Origin of the sequence: Cerasicoccus frondis, from assembly GCA_031296915.1 — a bacterium.
Classification (GTDB): domain Bacteria; phylum Verrucomicrobiota; class Verrucomicrobiia; order Opitutales; family Cerasicoccaceae; genus Cerasicoccus; species Cerasicoccus frondis.
The window spans coordinates 33,670-54,822 of record JAVDPC010000011.1; the positions used below are offsets into that span (position 1 = coordinate 33,670).

General features: G+C 54.7%; 17 protein-coding genes and 1 pseudogene. 10 read left to right on the plus strand and 8 right to left on the minus strand.

Annotated elements, in window-relative coordinates:
- Position 1: 1 nt before the first annotated feature.
- From RBB63_RS10875 to RBB63_RS10900, 6 genes are all read left to right on the plus strand, one after another.
- Positions 2–760 (plus strand): type III pantothenate kinase, encoded by a 759-nt coding sequence (locus RBB63_RS10875; protein ID WP_309384073.1) that lies wholly within the window; start codon positions 2–4, stop codon positions 758–760.
- A 124-nt stretch (positions 761–884) separates the two neighbouring features.
- Positions 885–1,922 (plus strand): ABC transporter ATP-binding protein, encoded by a 1,038-nt coding sequence (locus RBB63_RS10880; protein WP_309384076.1) that lies wholly within the window; start codon positions 885–887, stop codon positions 1,920–1,922.
- Positions 1,923–1,924: 2 nt separating this feature from the next.
- Positions 1,925–2,689: an ABC transporter permease gene (locus RBB63_RS10885; protein WP_309384078.1), complete on the plus strand. Its 765-nt coding sequence runs from the start codon at positions 1,925–1,927 to the stop codon at positions 2,687–2,689.
- Complete coding sequence (locus tag RBB63_RS10890) at positions 2,686–4,170, plus strand: GldG family protein (protein WP_309384080.1); 1,485 nt, start codon at positions 2,686–2,688, stop codon at positions 4,168–4,170. The genes RBB63_RS10885 and RBB63_RS10890 overlap by 4 nt, the downstream gene beginning before the upstream one ends.
- Positions 4,171–4,172: 2 nt before the next feature.
- Positions 4,173–6,158 carry a DUF4340 domain-containing protein gene (locus RBB63_RS10895; protein ID WP_309384082.1) on the plus strand — a complete coding sequence of 662 codons (1,986 nt, stop codon included), beginning with the start codon at positions 4,173–4,175 and terminating at the stop codon, positions 6,156–6,158.
- 96 nt (positions 6,159–6,254) lie between these two features.
- A complete protein-coding gene (locus tag RBB63_RS10900) occupies positions 6,255–9,041 on the plus strand; it encodes a hypothetical protein (protein ID WP_309384084.1) in 2,787 nt (928 codons plus the stop codon).
- Here RBB63_RS10900 and RBB63_RS10905 read toward each other — a convergent pair.
- Positions 9,011–9,397, minus strand: coding sequence for a hypothetical protein (locus RBB63_RS10905; RefSeq protein WP_309384086.1), 387 nt, complete (start codon positions 9,395–9,397; stop codon positions 9,011–9,013). The two genes, RBB63_RS10900 and RBB63_RS10905, sit on opposite strands and share 31 nt — an antisense overlap.
- Positions 9,398–9,947: 550 nt before the next feature.
- Here RBB63_RS10905 and RBB63_RS10910 point away from each other — a divergent pair.
- Positions 9,948–10,649: an HU family DNA-binding protein gene (locus tag RBB63_RS10910; RefSeq protein ID WP_309384088.1), complete on the plus strand. Its 702-nt coding sequence runs from the start codon at positions 9,948–9,950 to the stop codon at positions 10,647–10,649.
- A gap of 133 nt (positions 10,650–10,782) precedes the next feature.
- On the opposite strand, the gene RBB63_RS10915 is transcribed toward RBB63_RS10910, so the two are convergent.
- The 6 genes and pseudogenes from RBB63_RS10915 to RBB63_RS10935 form a co-directional block, all read right to left on the minus strand.
- A complete protein-coding gene (locus tag RBB63_RS10915; protein WP_309384090.1) occupies positions 10,783–10,935 on the minus strand; it encodes a hypothetical protein in 153 nt (50 codons plus the stop codon).
- A gap of 117 nt (positions 10,936–11,052) precedes the next feature.
- Positions 11,053–11,460 carry a hypothetical protein gene (locus RBB63_RS10920; protein WP_309384092.1) on the minus strand — a complete coding sequence of 136 codons (408 nt, stop codon included), beginning with the start codon at positions 11,458–11,460 and terminating at the stop codon, positions 11,053–11,055.
- 389 nt (positions 11,461–11,849) lie between these two features.
- Positions 11,850–13,721 carry an acyltransferase family protein gene (locus RBB63_RS10925; RefSeq protein ID WP_309384094.1) on the minus strand — a complete coding sequence of 624 codons (1,872 nt, stop codon included), beginning with the start codon at positions 13,719–13,721 and terminating at the stop codon, positions 11,850–11,852.
- Between the two features lie 290 nt (positions 13,722–14,011).
- Positions 14,012–14,200, minus strand: a pseudogene (locus RBB63_RS23655) (transposase); the annotation flags it as partial.
- A gap of 539 nt (positions 14,201–14,739) precedes the next feature.
- Positions 14,740–15,525: a PEP-CTERM sorting domain-containing protein gene (locus RBB63_RS10930; protein ID WP_309384096.1), complete on the minus strand. Its 786-nt coding sequence runs from the start codon at positions 15,523–15,525 to the stop codon at positions 14,740–14,742.
- 23 nt (positions 15,526–15,548) lie between these two features.
- On the minus strand, positions 15,549–16,379 hold the full coding sequence (locus RBB63_RS10935) for a hypothetical protein (RefSeq protein ID WP_309384098.1): 831 nt from the start codon (positions 16,377–16,379) through the stop codon (positions 15,549–15,551).
- A gap of 218 nt (positions 16,380–16,597) precedes the next feature.
- Here RBB63_RS10935 and RBB63_RS10940 point away from each other — a divergent pair, with 218 nt between their 5' ends.
- Positions 16,598–17,407, plus strand: coding sequence for a type II secretion system protein (locus RBB63_RS10940; protein WP_309384100.1), 810 nt, complete (start codon positions 16,598–16,600; stop codon positions 17,405–17,407).
- Positions 17,408–17,424: 17 nt separating this feature from the next.
- Here RBB63_RS10940 and RBB63_RS10945 read toward each other — a convergent pair whose 3' ends face one another.
- The gene (locus RBB63_RS10945) at positions 17,425–18,708 is read right to left on the minus strand and encodes a ferredoxin reductase domain-containing protein (RefSeq protein ID WP_309384102.1); all 1,284 of its coding nucleotides are present in this window, start codon (positions 18,706–18,708) and stop codon (positions 17,425–17,427) included.
- Between RBB63_RS10945 and RBB63_RS10950 the strand changes: the two genes are divergently transcribed.
- Complete coding sequence (locus tag RBB63_RS10950) at positions 18,702–20,054, plus strand: MATE family efflux transporter (protein ID WP_309384104.1); 1,353 nt, start codon at positions 18,702–18,704, stop codon at positions 20,052–20,054. The genes RBB63_RS10945 and RBB63_RS10950 overlap by 7 nt on opposite strands.
- A gap of 531 nt (positions 20,055–20,585) precedes the next feature.
- Positions 20,586–21,122, plus strand: coding sequence for a DUF4410 domain-containing protein (locus tag RBB63_RS10955; protein WP_309384106.1), 537 nt, complete (start codon positions 20,586–20,588; stop codon positions 21,120–21,122).
- Positions 21,123–21,153 lie beyond the last annotated feature (31 nt).

The following is a 21,153-nucleotide window of genomic DNA, read 5'->3' on the forward strand; positions in this document are numbered from 1 at the left end:
CATGAGCGAGATCCTTGTCATCGATGTAGGCAACACGCGCGCAAAATGGGCCATCGTCGGGGAGCAAAAAGTGGTGCAGCGCGGCGCAGTGCCGACCCTTGAGCTCATTGCCTCCCTACCGGATATTTTAGCCAAATCGGCGTCGACCATCAGTTGGTGCTCGGTCGTCCAAATGGTAAGCGAACCCCTCTCGACCGCCTTAACTCAAGCCGGACGCGCTCATCATCGACTAACGTGCCACGACGCCCCAGGCCTCCCCTTTTCCTATCCCAAGCCGGAGCAAGTCGGCCAGGACCGCCTGGCCAATGCAATTGGCGCTCAGGCATTGGTCGGCGCGCCAGCCGCCGTGGTCGACATGGGCACCGCGACGACCTTCGATCTGGTAAGCGCCAAACAGGGCTTTATTGGCGGCATCATTTTGCCCGGACTTGCCTCCATGACGGATTACCTGAACGAGAAAGTCAGCATGCTGCCCAAATTAAACCCCAATGAACTTTCCCTCTCCCCCCGCATTGGCCGCAGCACGCTCGAAGCCATGCAGGTCGGCTGCGCCCGCGGCTACCCCAGCATGATTCGCGGCCTGCTGGACGGCGTGCGCGATGAATTCGCGGCCCTCGGCGAGCCAGAGCCCACCGTCATCCTCACCGGCGGCGCCACCCGCGGCGTCATTCGTGAGGCCTTAGCCGAATATCGCGCCGAGCCCGACCTGACGCTGATTGGTCTGGCCGAGGCTCAACGACGAAGAATGACAACCCGATAGGATCGCGTGGTTTGATACTTGATTCCGGCGAGAACTTTCCCTTTGCTCTGCCGGTTTAAAATATTGGTTCGGGCTGTGATTTCGGTGAACGTAATTACGGTTTGAGCTGTCAGAAGTTCGCATCGTGCCAGAGGAGCAAGCAAAAGAATCCCCACCACCCGCAATTGAAGTCATCGGCCTAACCAAGCGCTATGGGCGCGTCAAGGCGATTGACGGCGTGTCCTTCCGCGTGGAGCCAGGGCAAGTCGTCGGCTTTTTGGGGCCCAACGGCGCGGGCAAAAGCACCACGATGCGCACCATTTGCGGCCTACAGCCCGCGACTTCCGGCATTGTCCGCATTTGTGGCATCCCGGTCGCCACCAACCCCTACGAAACCAAGCGCCACATCGGCTACATGCCCGAGCACAATCCGTTGCCCGAGGACATGCGCGTGCTGGAATACCTCCGCTACCGCGCCCGCCTGAAAGAGGTGCCTATGCGCAAGGTGAAGAGCCGCGTCGACGAGGCCATGGAAATTTGCGATCTCCAGCGGAAGGCCCGCCGCAAGGTGATTGGCGCCTTGTCCAAGGGTTACCGTCAGCGCGTAGGCATCGCAGACGCCATTTTGGCCGAGCCGGATGTCATCGTTATGGACGAGCCGACCATCGGCCTCGACCCGCACCAAATTCTGTCCATCCGCAACCTGATCGACAGCCTGCGCGGTCGCATGAGCGTGATCATTTCGAGCCACATTTTGCCGGAAATCGAAAAATCCTGCGACCGCGTGATCATCATCAACCAAGGCCGCATCGTCGCCAATGGCAACTCCGCCAGCTTGCGCAAAGAATTCCTGCCCAAGACCACCTACCGCCTCAACGTCAACCTGAACAAGGGCGACTTGGGGCGCGTGCTCTCCGGCGTGCACCACGACCTCACCATCGACACCACCACGCCGCTGGATGACGACTACTGGGAGCATCGCTGCAAGGCGCCGTCAGACCTGGTCTTGACCGAACCCATTTTGGAGGCACTGCAACGGTCCAACGCGCGCATTCGCGAGCTTGCCCGCCTCCAGCCAAACCTCGAAGACATTTTCATGGCCGCCACGCGCCGCAGTTGGGATGAGACTGCCGCTCCGTTCAAGGGCCACACCCGCCCCGGCGTCCCCATGCCCAAGCACTAACCATGCGTCACTTTTTCACCCTTTTGCTTCACGAATTGCGGATGCTGCTGATCGCGCCGGCCAGCTTTGTGGCGGCGGTGCTCTACCTGCTGCTGATGACGTTCGTATATTATTTCTATCTGAACACCGCCGCTTCCGAGCCAACCGATCAGACCGTGGCCGTGTGGTTTTTCCAGGCATTCTGGATTCCGGTGTGTTTCATGATCCCGCTGCTCACCATGAAGTCCATCGCCGAGGAGCGGCGCCTGGGCACTCTGGAAACTCTGATGACCACGCCCGCCACCGCGCTGCAGATCGTGCTGAGCAAATTCCTGAGCAGCTATCTGTTCTACATTTGCCTGTGGGCGCTGACGATTCCCTTTCCGTTCATCGTGCACTATTACGTGGGCGAAAGCGTGCCGCTGGACCTGCTGTTCAGCCCAGCCTCGATGATTGGCGGCTACAGCTTTATCGCGATCAGCGGCTTGCTTTACATCGCAGTAGGCATATTCGCCAGCAGCATGACGCGCAACCAACTCGTTGCGGGCATGCTGAGCTTCTGCATTCTTTTCGTGATGATCCTCGCTGGCGCACTCATGGTGAAGATGCCGGTGATCGACGCCCAGTGGTTACAGCAGTCCTTCGACATCGTGAACTACATCAACTCGTTCGAGCATTTGGAAGACTTCAGCCGTGGCGTTCTGGACTCTCGCCCGCTCTTCCTCTATGGCAGCTTGACCATGCTGCTGCTCGGCATCACCACCCTTGTCGTCGAAAGTAAAGCATGAGCGCCCTGGAAGATTTTCGCATAGCCCGCTGGGTCAAGCGGCTCAACCGCACCATCCAGATCACGCTCTCGCTGACGCTGGCCATCGCGTTGAACCTGATTGCGGCCAAGCACTTCGTACGTGAGGACATCACGCGCACGCACCGCTATTCGCTCGCGCCGGAAACCCTGGCTTACCTACAACAGATCGAGGAGCCGATCCGCATCATCGTCACCGAGCCGACGAACAACCAGTCACCGGAATTGGCGGAGATCTTTGCCGACATTCAAAATCTGTTGCGCGAGTTTGAATACGCGGCGCGCATCAATGGCCAGTCCAGACTGACGGTGGACTACATCAATATTTACAAGGACAGCCGCGCCACCGAAGAGCTCGTGCAAAAGTATCACGTGAAGCCCGAGGAAGAGGCGCAAATCGTCGTCATCGTTACCTGTGGCGACGAGTATCACGAAGTTTACCTGACCGACCTTTATAAAGACACCGCCTTGAGCGAAAAAATCTTCACCGGCGAGCAGGCAGTGACCACGGCAATACTGGACGTCATGCAGCCCGATAAAACGATGCTGTATTTCACCACGGGCCACAGTGAAATGAGCCTGGAAGACGTGTCCGACCGCCGCGGGCTGTCCCAAATGGCGACCTTCTTGAAAAAGCGTAATTTCCGCGCGGGCATACTCGACCTGAACAATGTCGCCGAGGTCCCCGAAGACGCCAGCATTGTCATCGTCGCCGCGCCGCAATTGCCCTTCATGCCAGAGGAGCAGGAGAAGCTCCGCAAGTATCTCGACAACCGTGACGGACGCCTAATCGTGCTGCTGGACCCAGCCATTCCGCATGGGCTCGATGAATTGTTTTATGACTGGGGCGTGTTGGCTGACGACATGATTGTGCTCGAAGCCTCCGACAATTTCGTGGCGTCTGGCGGCGACATGATCGTCTCGAAATTCGCCGAACACCCGACCACGGAATACTTGCTGAAGAACAACATTAAGGGCTTGTTCGGGCTGAGCCGTCCCGTGCGCATCGACCCGGGTTCGCCATTGGATGACCGGTTGCAGACCGTGGAGCTGATTGGCTCGTCGCCCATGAGCTGGGGCGAACGCAATTACCGCAAAGACTCTTCCCAATACGACATGGCCACCGACCTGGCTGGCCCAGTCAGCCTCGCAGTGGTTTCCGAGCGCGTCACGGGCTCGGACCTGGGGCTGGATTTGCAGGGCGGCAAGTTGGCCGTGTTCGGCAACTCCAGTTGGCTGGCGAACGCAAAGTTCAACGTCGGCGCCAACCCGATCTTCTTTAACAACGTGCTCAACTGGATGTTGGAGCGCGACGAAATGGTCAACATCCCCCCCCGCGTGATTGAGCGTCATCAGCTCTTGATCAGCCGGGACGAAGCCTTTGAAATTTACAAACGCCTGCTAATGCTGCCTGGAGGGGTGGCCTTGGTCGGATTCATGATCCTCATGCTACGCCGCCGATAACTATGCGTTGGAAACTCACATTCGTGCTATTGCTGCTCAATGCGGCGGCGTTCTATTACCTTTATTACCTTGAGAACCGCGAGGACCCGCGCGCTGCTGGCGATGAGGAAAGCTCGCTCGTGTTGCCGGAGTCCAGCGAGATCGTCGGCATCACCGTCAAGTCCCGCGGCGCCGATGGCCAGGAGCAGGTTCGCGAGCTCAAGAAAGAAGGCCGCAGCGGTTGGCAACTGGTTCAGCCGGTTAAGTGGCCCGCGAACGAAAATGCGGTGCAAAAGATTCTCGATCAGCTTCGCTTCCTGGAGAAGGAAACCCGCATTCCGCTGTCCGACATTGAAAAGCATGGGCAAGGTCTGGCTGACTTCGGGCTGGACCCGGCGAAGTTCGAACTCGTCCTAACCTCGATGGGCGACAAGGAAACCAAGCTGCAAATCGGCTCCCCCACCCAAATGGGCAACCGGCTCTACATCATGGCGCCCGGCGGCAACGATGTCCTGGTAGTCGGCAACGAACTGCTGGGCTCGATCGCGGCGCCGCTCTCCGAGCTCCGCAACCAGCGTATTTTCGACATTCCGGTTTTCGAGCTGGAAAGCCTCTCTGTGCAATCACAGGGCCAACGCATCCGCCTCGTGAAAAGCACCGATGGCTGGGCCTTTGAGACGCCCGTTCCGGCCAAGGCAGACGATCAACTGGTTCAAAACACCCTGGCGCTGATCGTCGGCCAGCGCGTCATTCGCCTGGTGCCCAACGGCCAGATCAGCCCCGAACTCGCTGGCTTGACCACGCCATCTCTCCGCGTGACCCTGGGCGGCAACAACCGTCGGCAAACGCTACTGCTCGGTGGAGACGTCCCCAACCTGCCCGAAGACACCCCGCCGCAGTTCTATGCGCGACTCGAAAACGGCGGCGACGACACCACCATTTTCACCGTCAACAAGAAGCCTTTCGAACACCTGACCCGCGCTCAGGAAGAACTCCGCGAACGCCGCATCCTGCGCTTCGATCCGAGCAAAGTGACCACGCTGGAGATCAACCGCGCCGGTAAAACACTCACCCTGCAACGCCTGGAATCCCGCACGCCAGACGAACCGCCCGCGTGGCAAAGCGTAGCCAAGGGCGCCAACGGCGGCGCGGTCAAAACCGAAGCTGCCGCGCCAGGATTGGTGGATAACTTGATTCGCGAATTGCACAAGCTGGAGGTCGTCGCCTTCGTCAGCGACGCCCCCGCGCCCAGCGACCTGGAAGCCTGGGGCCTCACGGACCCCGTCGCCAAAGTCACCATCAAGGGCGCCCGCGATTGGACGCTACTCATTGGCAACAACATCAGCCCAACCGAGGGCGAAACGAATCCGCCACACTGGGCCAACCCGCGCAACCTCTACGCCAAGACCGCTGACAAGGCGTCGGTTTACGCAATCGATCTCGGCATTCTGGGCGCCTTACGCGCCGACGCCCTCGCCTACCGCAGCCGGACGCTAACCAGTCTGCCCAAAGACGCCCGCGTCGAGTCGATCAAGATCACCGACTTAAAGACGAACACTGTGCTCCTCGACAAGAGCATCAAGACAGACTCGGAAACCTGGCCCACCGCCTTGCCGGACGACGATGTCGACCGCGCGGAAATCCTCACCATTGTCGACACGCTCAAGAACTTCGAAGTGAAGGAATACCTGATGCCCGAGTTCCGCGAATTGCCGAACCTGCCCTGGCGCTATCAATTGGACGCCGGCATCATCATTCCCGGGGGCGATGGCAGCAGCGAAAAGCGCTCCTACTCCTTTACGATTCGCGACGGCGTGCGCCAGGTCGGCGGCTCACCGCAACAAAACGTCACCTTCCTCCTGACTCAGGATCTGATCGACTCGCTCTTCCCGTTGACCTTGGCGAAAAATCCACCCGCAGCTCCCCGCAGCCCGCAGGAAGTGCTGGATGCGCCGGTCAATGCCGAAGAGAACCAACCGGCGCCCGTCCCTCAGGACCCAAAGAATTAGCATCAAACCGACGTGGAACGTTGCAAATATCCAGTCAACCTTTGATGATGTAACTCGATGCGCTGGCTCCGACTGATTGGCCGAGGAATTCATTACGTGGCAAACACGTTCTTGGCCATTTTGCTATGCCTGTTTTGTGCGCTCATCATTTTCGTGCTGCGGAACAGCCAAACGCCAGCGCCGCCGCACCTCATGAAATTGCTCGATGAGGAAACGGCCAAACACGGGCTGGAGGTAAAATTTGAAAGCCTGGACATCGACCTGCGCGGCATTGTGTTTGCCCGGGGAGTGAAAGTTTACACGACCGGAAATTCCGATCCCGTGATTGAGGCCGACCGGGCCCAGGTAAACATTAGCCTCATCAATGCGCTGCTCGGCGATCTGACGCCAACGCAGGTTTCGCTCTCCAACGGCAGCTTCTATGCGCCCGCAGTGATCTCCCCAAGCGGACAGCGTGAGCAGTTGATCAAGCGCCTGTACATCAACATGGCGCGCACTGGACAAAACTGGAAGCTGAACACCTTCATCATGGACGTCCTGGGCGCCCGCGCTCAGATTTCGGGTAGTTTCTTTACTCCGCTCCCCGGCATGGATGAAGCCGACAGCAGCGATCAACCGCCCGACATCACCGGGATCTACGTGGACACCTGCCGCGAAATGTTTGAACTGAAAACGATCTTTTCGCGCTTCGAAAACTGCATCCTCACCGTGGCGCTGGACAACGAACGCAACGGACCGCTGAACATTGATACTCAGGCATTCATCGATGGCTACTACGATCCGGAAACCAAAGTAAAATACGGCGCAGCCAATATCCACCTGTTGGCCGATCTCGGCGTAGACGGCATTATACGACCTGAAGGTCCCGGCCGACTTCGGCTGGAAAGCCTGGAATGGTCAGACCACGTGAAGACCGGTTTCACCGAAGGCCACGTCCGCCTGAGCAACGGAGTAAAAGGCTTTTCGAGCCTGCCCCAATTTGCCGACCTTTATTCCTATGACATCACTGCCTGGGGCATGCCTTTCGATGGCGCTTTCGCCAGCCTCAACATGCGCGACTTCGAAACGACCAAGCGCGTCAACGGCGAAGTCATGGTGAAAAGCGACCGCAATTGGATGGCTTTCAAAGGCCATTTCTATCCGGAGAACGAGTCGGGCCACATTAAAATGCGCGCCCGTTGGAACCCGAAATTCATCTTACAATGCTCAGCCCTGCCCAAGGATGACATCCCGGAGAACATCGATGTCATTGGACGCCCCTACTGGCAGGCGTCGGTCAAGCTGGAGCCCGGACTGAAGCCCAGCAATTCTCAGTTCGAGGTTACCCTGAGCGACGTGAAGTATGAGGACATTCACCTGCAGGCCGCCCACGTGGAAGGGGAAATTGCAGAGGAATACCTGAACCTCTACCAAGTCGATCTTTACGCGGATGATTACCAGGTGTCCGGCAATTACTATCAAAAGTTTTCCAACGACTATTACCGCTTTCAATCGGTGGGCACAGTCTGGCCCAACCTGCTCAATAAGATCGTCGATGAAGACTGGTGGGACGAGCTTTGGCAGGAGATCCAGTTTAAGGGACCGCCCCCCCATGCGTCGATTGACATGTCAGGCCGATACGGCATCGATGGAGTAGAAAATCGCATCTACGGCTCCGCCAGTCTGGAAAACGCCGAGTATGAAGGCCAACACGTCGATCGGGCGTTTACCCGCATTTGGCAAACACCCAAAACCTTGGACCTGTTTGATTTTTCACTGAGCAACCAGTCAGGCAGCGCATCGCTCAATCTGCATTGGGAGTATTTGCCCAACGACGAAGAGAAATACATCTCGTTCCTGGCGCAAACGCACATCCCCCTGATCACGGGCGCCACGATCGCAGCGGCAGAAGCGGTGCCGATCGCCAAGATGTTCCCCTCCAAAGAAACGCCGCGTCTCGACTTGGCCGGGCTCGTTTATGGCGACCATTCCGAGCATCCCGGCGACCTTTACTTAAAGACCCACGCGATCTTTCCCGCGCGCTTCGAGTTTGAGGACATTTATTTCGAAAATGGCGACTTCATCTGCGCGGTCACCCCACAGGAAATCCAGATCGACCAAGGCAAATTCGGCCTGGCTGGCGGTTCCGCCACGCTGGAAACCGTCATTGAGCGGCAGCCCAAAGACCAGCTTTACGTCAAGAGCTCCAGCATCCACCTGACCAATGCGACGCTCTACAAACTCTACGACGCAATCCCTTTCCTCCGCGTCGCCCGGGCCAAACAAGACGCGATGGAGAAAATCAACCGCGCAAAATCCAAGACAAAAGACGACAAGCAGAAGCCGTTCAACGAGCGCTACGCCGGCCTCGTGAACCTGCAGTTCGACACCCACGGACAGCTGCCGGACTTTAACCAATTTGTTGGCAAGGGACACATTGAGCTATCACAGGCAAACCTTGGTCAATTGCATCTGCTCGGGGGGCTTTCCAGCTTCCTGTATTCCATTGGCCTGCATCTGGGCACACTCAACTTTAACGCTGCGCAGACCGACTTCACGCTGGCGCGCAGCAATCTCTATTTCCCCGAAGGCCGCATAACCGGCTCCACCGGAGAAATTGCCGCCAATGGCAACTTCCACGTCGAGAATGAAAACCTCAATTTCATGCTCACCGTTCACCCGTTGGGAAATGTGCAGACCCCCATCCTCAGCCAAATGCTCTATGTGCTAAGCCCGCTGGCCAACACCATCGAAGTGGAGCTGACCGGCACGCTCACATCCCCACATTACGACATTTCTGTCCAGCCATTCGCGATCTTTACCGGCCAGGAAAAAGTCGAAGATAAAAATGCGGACGTGATTCAGCCGAAGTCTCAGCCCGCCGCAGAAAAGGATTCGCAGTAGCGGATTGCCTCATCCATCCGGGTGACATTGATTTTGCGGATATCTTTCAGGTGGAACATGTCCGAAATTTTGGACCCCTGGTCGTCGAAATCATCCTTAAAGATCCGGATAATCTGCCCAATGCTTGTTCGCTCATAATGCGCCCACAACACCCGCAGTTCGTCGATCGCATCAAGCTGGCTGCCAGTGGACTCGCGTAAATCAATAACAAGACTCACTGGCTCATCGAAGAGCTCCAACAGCGGAACAATCTCCTCGCGGATATCACGAACAATCTGCGCGCTGATCCGCTCGCAAATGTGCAGAAGAATGCATTTCTTATCCAGATTGCTGGTGATTAGGTAGTGCTTGTCCATGGTTTAAGGGAATTAGACAGCCAGCATGCAATTATTCTTCCAATTTTTTAGTCAAAAGCATTTTTCCATTAATTGGGCTACCTTAGCCAGTGGCTGAAACTGGATGCAGCCTCAAGAACCTCGCCAAGCACGCCCGATGCAATCGGGCATAAAGCCCCTCAAGACCAGTTGCCTCACTCTCGGTAGGAGTGGCGGTCTTAATGCCGCGATCCCCTGCGCACTTCGAGGTTAGACAGCCACCTCGCTGACTTCGCTAACGCCACAAGAGGCAACAGATCGAGCAAAGCTAAAAAGGCCTGCTGGGAATTTACAGGCCTCAGGAGGTTAGATCAGTCAAACCCCGCCAACAAACCACTATTATAGTAAATTTTAGAAGATAAACATTGACTACTCCGCCAATTTTAGTGATATTTACCCCACTTAAACGCCATTCTAAGATCTATTTTCCACCACAATAATAAATAAATAACCGATAAAACTAAACATATGAATCCATAAATGCTCGGGTGATCGACTATTTGATCGCCCGTTTCCAACCACCAACGCCATCATGAAATACGCACTATTCCCAAACGCCCTCGCTAACGAGGGGAACCAATACCGGGCCATCACCCAGATCAGCGGCAGCAAGGACCTCGAAGCGGTCGTTGACCGCATGATCCTGCTTGGCTCCACCATCACCGAGGCCGACATCCGCGCGGTTCTCGTCGAAGCCATCCGCGCCGTCGAAAGCCTCCTCATCGACGGCAACCGGGTCAACATGGGCGGACTCGTCCAGCTCTGGCCCGGCATCACCGGCTCGTTCAACGGTAAAAACGACGCCTATGACGCGTCCCGACACCAACTGTCGCTCAACGCCACAGCGGGCCGTCGCCTGCTGAAAACGCTGCGCGACAAGGTTGCGCCCGAGCGGGTGGACGGCATTCCGCCCGCCCCACTCGTCTTCGACTTCATCGACGACGGCAGCGGCACGATCAACGAACAGCTCACGCCGGGCGACATAGGCTCAATCGTCGGCAATCGCCTGAAGTTCAACCCCGACGCCCCGGATGAAGGCCTGTTCTTCATCGACGTAGACGAGGGAACGGAAACGCGCTTGGCGAACATCAAGCAGAACCACCCGAAGGAGCTGATCTTCCGCGTCCCGCCAGACCTCCCCGGTGATCACAACTACCGCATCGAAGTCCGCGCCCGTATGCCGCGCTCGGAATCGCTCCGTACCGGAGTTCTGCAGGACATCCTCGCCACCTAACCGGCGATTCAAGTCACCAGTCACTCAACTGCCACGGGCTTCTCGGTCCGTGGCAGTTTTTTTGCGCCCATCAAGCTGGCAGCTCCGCGTCAATTCCTCGCCGAGGAACTGCCAGTTCCTCGGTTAGGAGTTATCAGTTCCTCGGCGAGGAATCGTTAGATCCTCGGGCAGGCATTGCCGGTTCCTCGGCGAGGCGCCACTCATCGGTGCCCACAGCACTGGTAGTGCTGTAGTGCTTGTGGTAATCTATGCCAACATAAGGTTGAGCGATGGGTGCAATTGTCATGATAGACTTATCGTTGGAAGCACAATCGCTATTATGCCAATCCACGCTAGATACTTTCCACGTTATCTGCCCCTTTCAAGCCTGCTATACCTTCCCGAACTCCTTTTAAGTATCAGTTCACTTCAGCTGATTTACTGAGAGTGATGTATAGTTCAAATCTGAAACGACGTCTTCAATACTTCCATTACCAATAAATATTGTTTCACGAATTTCACCAACTTCATCGATTATTAAGCAAGCGTCTTCAAGCAGAGTTAAATTTCCTTCCGATAAAAATATGACATTGTCACTATAACCATGAGGTTCCACTTTCATAAAAGCATAATATTTTACATCTTCGGTTTCATCAGAGTGTATCAAACATGTAAGATATGCCACGCTACCGTCGATGTCAGACACATATTTATCTATGGAATAGCTAGATTCTGTATATCGTGGTTTTACATCCATGCAACCAAACGCTAAAGCCAGCAATAGTATAAAAACTAAATTCCTTGCGTTAAGCTTTGGTTTCGTTTCGGACATGAGAGTTACTCCAAATTGTATACTCAATAGTGATATTATAAAACAAATAAAGGAGAGGAGAGGGTCAAACATGAATGGCGCTAAGATTTGAGTGTAAGTCGCTCATAACTTCAGTCTTCTGGATGGCGCTACGACTATCTGTGCTCTTGGCTTGGTGAGGAACTGCTATCCCTTGGTATTCGTTTGACTGCTCTGGGTTCAGAGCGGTTCGGACGATCCGGAATCGGATCGGTTCCAATGCAGCGAAGCAGTTCACAGATGGTCGTAGCCTCTCTTTAAGAAGGTTGAAATGATCAGCGATTGGGGACCAAATTTTAGCGCTATTCACGTTTGCCCCCTTCGCCTCCCCTGCCCCTTCGCCTCTCCCCAGCGTTCGGCTTTGCGCAGCGTCACTCTTCGCGCCCCGCAATCGCTTCCTTGAGCAACCCGTCAAACAGGACCTGCGCGCCGCTGTCGTTCAGGTGATTGAAGTCCGAATACAGGAAGCGCCCATCCTGAATATACTTCACTTGATGGCCATCGATGGCCAGCAGCTCGTGCGGATCCAGGTAGCGAATCCGCTCATTGTGCAAGCCATGGACGATCTGCTCGATCCACTGATTCACGGCGATTACCTCGGGCGATAGCGGCACAATCAGCTCCTGCCCACTGAGCGCAAGCGAAACCAGGTATTTGCGCAGCGCGTTGGCATAGCCGTCAGGCAGTTGCGCCATCGGTGCCTGCCCCAGTACAATCACGCGATCCGCAGCGGATGCGAGTAACCGCAAGCGCTCCTGCAACACCTCCGCAGAATGCTCATTTTCAAATTCCACGAACCAATTTCCCGCGACAATAACAATGCTTGGTTTTATTAATTTCAGCGTATTTATCTTATTTTCATTGATCGTGTTCGCATCTGCTCTTTCAGCAGTTGGGCCATCCACGGTAATACCAACGCCGGAAGTCGAAAGCGATACAAACTGCGAACCACTCGCGGCTGCATAGGCATCGATCGGCGGGCAGATAACCCGGGCATGCGATGATCCAACCACCGCAATGATGGGACCGCCGCTCTGCAAGTGCTCGAGCTCAGTCACAGGAAGGACGCCGCCAGATTCGTATGCCATGCCACGTGACAGGCTAACCGGGCTTTCGAAATCTCCGAGCCCCGAGAGCAACGGCGAACGGGGTATTGCATTTAATACTGCGAAGCTCACGGCAACACCGCTGGCGCCGACCACCAGCACACGACGCGTCATCCGTGCTTTTTGACGGAAAGGCTGCTCAATGAAATGATAGCTCAGTACTGAGGCGGCAAATACCAACGTCAGCAGCAGAATTGGATTCGGCGATGGATCCAGGTAGTGACCGAAAACAAAGACCGGCCAATGCCAAAGGTAGAGCGAGTATGAAATCCTGCCGATATAAACAACCGGCGCCAGCGAAAGGACACGCGGGACAACCCCGCCCGCGCTGCCCAACCAAAGCAAAAGGAATGTCCCGGCGCACTGAAACAGCGGCCATACGCCAGGGAAGTTTTTCCCGTTAGGAATCAGTAGAAAACTGCCCAGTATCAATACCACCGCCGTTACCTGCAGAGCCTCGACGAAAAGGCGACTCTGCGGCTTGCGCAATCGTGGTTGATAGCACGCCAGCAAACTGCCGATCAGCAGCTCCCACATGCGCATGGGCAGCAGGTAAAACGACGCACTACGCTTGATCTCCGTTAGCCCGATACACGCAGCCAGACTCAATACACAAAGCGCGATTAACACCACGCCAACGCGCTTAGGAAAACGCCAATAAACAAGCGCGAGTACGAATGGAAAACAGATATAAAACTGCTCCTCCAATGAGAGCGACCAGGTGTGCAACAAAGCGATCGTCTCCGAAGCAGTGGTCCAGTAGCCGCCGGTGCTCTGCCACAGGTAAACGTTGGAGTAAGAGAATAGCGCCGCCAGCGCCTGAAACGGCATCGCCGCCCGTTCGGGATTCGGCAGGATAATCGCGCCCGCAATCAGCGATCCGCAAACGGTGACCGCCAACGCAGGATAGAGCCGCCGAAAACGGCGCCCCCAGAATTCCAGGAAGTGAAACCGCTTCTCCGCAAACTGCGGCAGCAGGATCGAAGTTATCAGATAGCCGGAGATCACAAAGAAAACATCGACGCCCAGAAACCCACCCTTGATGTAGGCTGGATTCAGGTGAAACACGATGACCGCCAGAACTGCGATGCTGCGCAGACCATCGATCTCCGGACGATATTTGATCTCTACGCTCATGAGGTTCTTGGTAATAGCCCGACACCGGACTCCTACAACCACCTAATCCGACAGTGCTCAAAGTCACGATAATTCCATGAATACGCCGAAGAAAGAACGCCTCACTTTTTCATCAAAAGCTTTAATTTGAAAACACTACCTAAGGTGAGTTCGATCAACGTGCTAATTCTGAGCCGTTCACCGCCATTGTCGATTTTTGCCGTCGTCACAACCTTTTGAGGGCCGCGTAGCTACTCAGCAATGCTTGTTTTGATGAACTTTGGAGGTGGGTTTTATGCATGCGTGCAGGCTCATGCCCGTCCATGGAACATTGCGAAGCGCTCGAGGTTGTAGGTCAGATTGATTAAAGTCGTCTCGAAGCAACATCGTCGTTTTCCGATACGGCGGAATCGGTCGCCGCCGAACTGAGCGATGCGTCTAAAGGCGTGTTCGACGCGGGCGCGGATGCGGCTCTTTTTCTTGTTATTCAGTTTTTGTGACCACGTGAGCGGGTATGCGGCGTTGCCTTTTCACAGATGTTGGTGAGCATCGCGAAGCGTTTCAAGATGGGTCAGCGCCATTCGGGTCGGAGCGCCATTCGGGTCAGAGCGTCACTCAAGCCAAACGTAGATTTTAAATATCGATGTCCATCGAGATAACGTCCTGAGTTTGCGCAAAAAGCTTCTCTGCGCTGGCGAAGATTCAGAGCGGTAAGGTGACCAAACAAAACACCATGACAATCCCCAACGCGGAGATGTCATAAACAAAATAATAACGACCTCGGCATCAAGCGTAGGTGTTTTACAACGACTTCGACCAGCTCAATGAGGGCTAGGTGAGCTTGTCGCAGGACCGTAATCCGCTTGGGGCTGCAGCGCACTTTTTTCATATGGCTTCGCGGTGTCTATGACCGGAAACCTTCCAACTAGCAATGGACCGGTTTTAGGGAGACCGGCGACTTCTGAAAACGCTACACGATGAAGTGGGCGTCCGAGCGGGTGGACGGTATTTCCGTCTGCCCCGCTCGTCTTCGGCTTCATCAACGGCGGCGGCGCAATACAACCAAGCCAAGCACGGCGACGCCAGCAATCAGCGCGTAGGTATGCGGTTCGGGGACGGCGACCGCGTTGACCGTACCAAATATATCTGCCTGCATATCGATGCTGTCACCCCAGAATTGTCCGGGAGTTGCCAAAGAGTCATCGATCTCATAGCTGATACCATTTCCCGCGATGTTGAAGGACCCATCAAAGTTGAGTGGAAAACCCAAAAAAGCGGAGGTATCCACATTGAAAGTTGTCGAGATAGACAAATCAATTGAGGTCAGAACACCATCAGTGAAGGTCACGGTATCACCGGCATCCAATGCGCCAAACGTAATGGATCCTGGATAATTGAAGAGCCACAGACCAATTGCGTAGTCTGAAATATCAGACTCGACAGTAGCGTCAGTTGGCTCAGTAGACGTACGTGACGGGTCGGATGCCCAAAAGCCGCTGAGGTCAATGGAATCGATGGAAAAAATTTCGACGCCGACGCCTGTCATGGTGCTATCATTGTAGGTAAGGTCGCCCACCACAAACCCCTCTTCACGTGGAAAAAGGTTTATCTTATCACCGAAATCGGGATTGGAATCATCGTCGCCCGCATTGCCATTAGCTGCTGTGCCATCACCGTTACTAATGATAAATGACTCAGATCCAGGTCCCTGTAACGCCATCGAGCTGGAAGAATCCATCGTCGAGCCCAGATTAATAATCGCAGCGTCTACACATAGTGCAGAAATAGCAGAGAGAATTGCAGTTGTTGTCAGTTTCTTGTTCATCACTAAATTATTGACGATTGAAATTACTTGGCTCTCAGGCGGCGAACAAACGTAAAGCTCAGCAATACCGTCCCCATGAGCATGGCGTAAGTTTGCGGCTCTGGAACGAGATCAAAGGTCCCAGCAGCATCGAAATAAACATGTACATCGGCAGCTGGTCCATAAAAGGTTCCAATGTCTTTAGTCTCATCAACATCAAAGCTGAAGCCATTGCCGCTAAAGCTTACGATCCCGTCAAAGGTGTCACTAACGGCAAGAGAGTCTAAATCGTAGCCTTTGGCGAGAATGGCGAGGTCCGCCACGATATCGACGGATGTGAGGACACCGTCATTAAAAGTTAATCCCGCGCCAGTCAGATTGGAAGTGATCAGATCGTAAGCCCAGGCGAACTCATTGTTGTAATTATGATCGCCATAGAGTGGTGAGAAGCGTGTGCCATCGAGGTTCAGCGATAAATCGCCAACGCCGATGGTCTCTTGCCCCACTCCGGTAAGTGAGCTGTCGTCCCAAGATAGCGCGCCAAAGGAGTAAGACGAGACATTAGCATCAGTCGTCGTATTATTGACCACCGTGAAATTCGCCTCTTCATATGGGTACACATTTGCTGCTGAAAGCGGCTCAGCCACGATAGTCTTCCAGCGATTTCCATCCGAGGGATCCTGATAATATGGATATGCATATGGCTTACCATCAATACCATTTGGCTCACTGTCCGCATTTTCGTTGTTGAAGTTTGCCAGGTACAAGGTGCCCGTGGCGTCATGCGTCGTTAGCGTCAAAGTTTGTTCAGCGGCGTTTAGCGAGAGGCCCCCTGCAAAAATGCTCAAGATGATGGTGCGTATCGTTGATTCCATAACGTATGGCTCGGATACTGAGACTCGTTTCCATCATGGCGCAAGATGAAAACGCTAAAAAATCTCTGATCCCCGTAACGAAGGGCAGTTAAACAGGAGAATTCCGTCCATAACCAAGCATCTAGGGAGTTATTGCCGCAACGCATTTTGTTCTTGAGACGCATATTCATTACCTCAGAGTAACGATTGGCCCAGTATTAGAAATGCGACGAATTTCCATGAACAAACGCAACATTCACCATTCCCGAGCGTTCACCTTGGTAGAACTTCTGGTATGCATCGCCATACTCATCGTCCTTGGCGCTATCACGATTCCGGCAATTTCAGGAGTCCGGGCGCGGGCCAAAATTGCAGCAAGCTCATCCAATCTTCGTCAATTAGGGCAAGCAGCAAACCTCTACCGCATAGACAATAACAACCGCATGCTACCGCTGGGAGAATATGATCCTCAAAACGAAGTGATGAAGGAATGGTGCTTTTCTTTTCGATTCGACCACATTTCATTTTCAAACGGAAACCTCGCACCTTACCTCGACAATGTTGAAGAAGTCCTCCGCTGCCCAGTATGGGAACCCTCTGAAGCATACCAGCAAACGAATTTGATGTATCCCAATTTCATGGGGTATGGATTCAATGCGCTGAATACCGGTGAACGACTCGAGCCAGAAGAGAGCGTCAGCGGAAGTGACGGTGAATGGATCGGTTATCACTATTCACGCGTGCTCAAGCCCTCGGAAACCGTCCTATTCACCACCGCAGCCAACAAGCTAAACACCGAGGCGGTCCCCCCAACTCAGGGTATGATTTGGCCACCCGACCATAACACTCAACCCTGCGTCCGACTAGTCAACAGCCATGAAGCCATCGTATGCATGATGGATGGTTCCGTGAGAATGATGAATGCGACTACTGAGCTCCAAACCAGCAGCGACGGCGTTCGGCTTGGCTACCTCGATAAGGATATGGACGGCAACGGCGATCTCGACATCTGGTATCCAAGTCCAGAACTACACATCGTAGGTAAATAACGATCTTCAGTTAGGCACTAACCCGAAGTCGTCTCAATATAGCGCAAGTGTTCGCTCCAATCAGCCATCTCTGCCCGAGCGTTCTCATCGCTCGCAGCCAGGCCACCTTCGACCGACGCTTCCCGCAGGACACGCCGAACGGACTCACCCATTTCACGGTGACCGCTGATAAACAAACCAGCGCCCTGCTCCAACCATTTGGCAATGTCCTCTCTGACGTGATGAACAAACCCAGGCGTTCGCAAGCCCTGCCCTACACGCGGCCTCGACTCGACCACGTCCAATCGCTCGATCAAGCCACTGTGCGCATAGGCCTCCAATTCCTCGCGGTAGAACATGCCATCTTCCCGGTTGCGCACGCCCCAGATGAGCCACAACCGTTTTGGGGCCACGCCTGCCCGCAGGCAAACCAGCACTGCCGCGATGCCGGTGCCCGTGACGATGCAAATGCCCGACTCGCCATAACCATGCTCCACCGGCAAGCGATGCGGATGTGGCATGCGATTCGCGCGCACAACAGCTCCCGGCTCCAGCGACGTCAAAAACGCGCCACTCCTTCCCACCGCTGGCGCCGCGCCGCACGCGTATTCCTGGCGCACCGTGCTAACGAGCAGCTCGACCGTGGTCTGGCCAGCATTGATTTCCTGGCGCGACACGGTGTAAAAGCGCGGCTTGATGCGCAATTGCTCGCGGGCCAGCAAACGCCAATTCGCCAAGGTCGGAAAACGCTCCAGAAGCGCGATCAAATTGACCGCGCCATCGGGTTGAAACGACGCATCCAGCGCCTGCGCGCGGGCGACCAGCGACGCCGAAGCTTCGGTCAGGTCCAGCACCGATTCCAGCAATTCATCCGGCGTGACTGCACGATATTTTTCCGGACCAAACGCGGTCCCGTAGTCCCACAAACGCAGCTTGCGCGGCGCTTCGCCCAGCAGCGCGCGGACCTGCTCCACGTGGCCGGGCAAGTTCCGCCAGTGGATGTAAATCAAGTCGCCAGTGCGCCAGCCAGCGTCGACGGATACCCGGAGTTTTATTTCAAAAACGCCCAGCCCGTCGCCCTTATCCACCAGCTTCCGCCGATCGATAAACGCGTATTCCCGCGTGTCGCGAATGTGGTGAAAAAGCCAGTGCCAGTAATTCTTAAACGCCACCTCACGCGACTGTGGTTGCGGCGCATTGCGGCGGTAAAGCAGTCGCCCAATTCGATGGCGGACATGATTGCGAATCGCACTTTTCACGACGGGAGTCATGCCCGGAGCAGCATGGGGAGCGCCGCCAACTAGCCAAGAATTATATGACACAATTTCAACGTAAGAACCTGTTTCAGCTGACGCTGCCGCTGTTTATCATCGGAGTGTTCACCGTCGGCGTGATGCTGGTGGACACCCTGATCCTCGCCGCCTATTCCGATGAGCTCGCCGCCGCCGTCAGCGTGGCAAACCAGATACTCAGCCTAGCCTACGACTTCTCCGGCTTGCTCGCCATTGGCGCGGCCATCCTGATTGCGCAATACTTGGGCAAGGACGATATCCAGAGCGCGCGCCGCATTTCCGTCATCGCCATTTGCGCCAATACGATACTGAGCTTTTTCATTGCGCTGGTGTTAATGATCGGCGCTCCGACCTTCATTGATTGGGTCAACACGCCGCCTGAAGTCGCACAAGACGCCCGAAGCTACATGAACGTCATTGCGGTTGCGATGATCATGAATGGCTTTATCGCGGCGGGTTACGCCGTGCTCCGCGCCTTCGGCCACACATGGGAAATCATGGTCGCCAGTATGTTTGGCAGCATCCCCTACCTGCTGCTGGAGTGTGTCCTGATTTTCGGCCTTTGGGGCGTGCCCGAACTGGGTGTTTATGGCTCGGCGCTGGCCACGCTGATCATACGCATCGTCACGGTAGCGTTCCTGTATTACGTGATGCGGCGACACCTAAAATTCTCCTGGAGCTTCAACGCCTTCAGCCGCGATGTGTGGAAGCATATTTGGAAACTGACGCGCATTTCCCTTCCCAGCGTCACCGATAACCTGCTCCACAACAGCTACCAGTTAACGATCTTAAAATTCATTTCCGCGTTCGGAGTGGCGGCGGTCTTAACGCGCTCTTACGTGCTGACGCTCACGGCGTTCGCCTCCATGGTCGCCTACATTATTTCGCAGGGTAACGAAGTCCTCGTTGGCTATGACAAAGGCGGAGATGACAATGAATCCGCACGGAGACGCGCCACCCGCGTTGCGCTGGGGACCGGAACCTTCACGGTGGCGCTCTCCCTTTTGTTCTACGTCTTCTCGGATGTGCTGATTGGAATGTTTACGCAAAACCCGGAGGTCCTGGCCGAGGCCAAACAGGTGTTCCAAGTAAACATTCTCCTGCAGTTTGTCATGACCGCAAATTTGATTCTGTTCAACTCACTCAAGGCGGTGGGCGATGTTTATTGGCCGGTCGCTTACAGCCTCTCGATCACGTTTCTCTTTGCGCTGCCACTCGGCTGGTTGCTCATCAGCCATTATGAGATGGGCGTCGTCGGCATGTGGATCGCGATGACTGCGGAAGAGGCGCTCAAGGCATCCGTAATGTATGTTCGTTGGCGTCGCATGAGTTGGACCCGCTACAACATTACCGAAAGCCCAGTCACCATCGCATAATCATGAATTACAGTATTATAAGACTAGGCGCCACAACGCAATAAGCGCCAGTTTTACCGCACTTGATCCAACTGCGCAAACAGAGCCAGCCATTGCCTAGGGCATGTTCGAAAATGCATAAAAGCTATTTCAACAGCTGGCGCCTAATCTAGCCGAATTGATTGGCTGATATAGATCATCAAGAATTCAAAGGTTGAGGTAACCATTGAATGCCCCGCAACAGCGTCATTCGAAGGGGCAAGATCCCGGCGAGTACGCAGGCAGAAACCCATCACCGCAAACACCACTTCGACTTGTATTGCAAGCGTCTTCGGCAGCAATAAAACTGCTTACGCATACGAATACGTATTATACTAGCATTAATTTAAATATTTTAATTGCGCATAGAGCTCGTTCGCTTAAACGCTGGTGGCCTCGCTCGCAGAAAACTCCCACCCCAGAGCGAAACACACTTGCCACGCAGCGGCTACGTTCGAGGACAAGTAGAACGCACCGGCGTAAGCATCCTCTCAGGATTGTTTAATTAAATTTATGATCAAATCACCATCAAAACTGAACCAATCATTAACCGCATTGGCGATTGCGCTGATACTAAGCGGATGCGCAAGCACCGCACCTTCAGCAAATTTTTCGAAAGCAATAGCAGAGGAAGAAGTTGTCGATGCGAATGACTCGGTGAAACTAAAGATCCAGGCGCAACGTGGTGTCTCTGTTGCCCACGATGACCTAAATCGTCTGGCAATTAGGATTGGTGAGCGAATTGACGTGGAGCGAAATGAATTGGGCGTAGTGAACGATCCTCGAAAAATTGAGGTCGTTGTTTTGATTACGCGATACGAAAAGGGAGACGCAATGGCGCGTGCGATATTAGCAGGTACGGGGCAGATTCATATCGACGCCCGTGTGGTTGTGAAGAATTCCGCTACAGGAGAATTGATCGGAGACTTTGAGATCGATAAAACTTTTGCCTGGGGTGGTATTTACGGGGCAACCACCTCGATCGAAGATGTCGAGGAAGGCTTTGCTGACGGAGTCGCAAAAGCTGTGGCTGAATCGTCGAACTCCTGATTCGCCGAATGACCAGCGAGGAGCCTTGCTT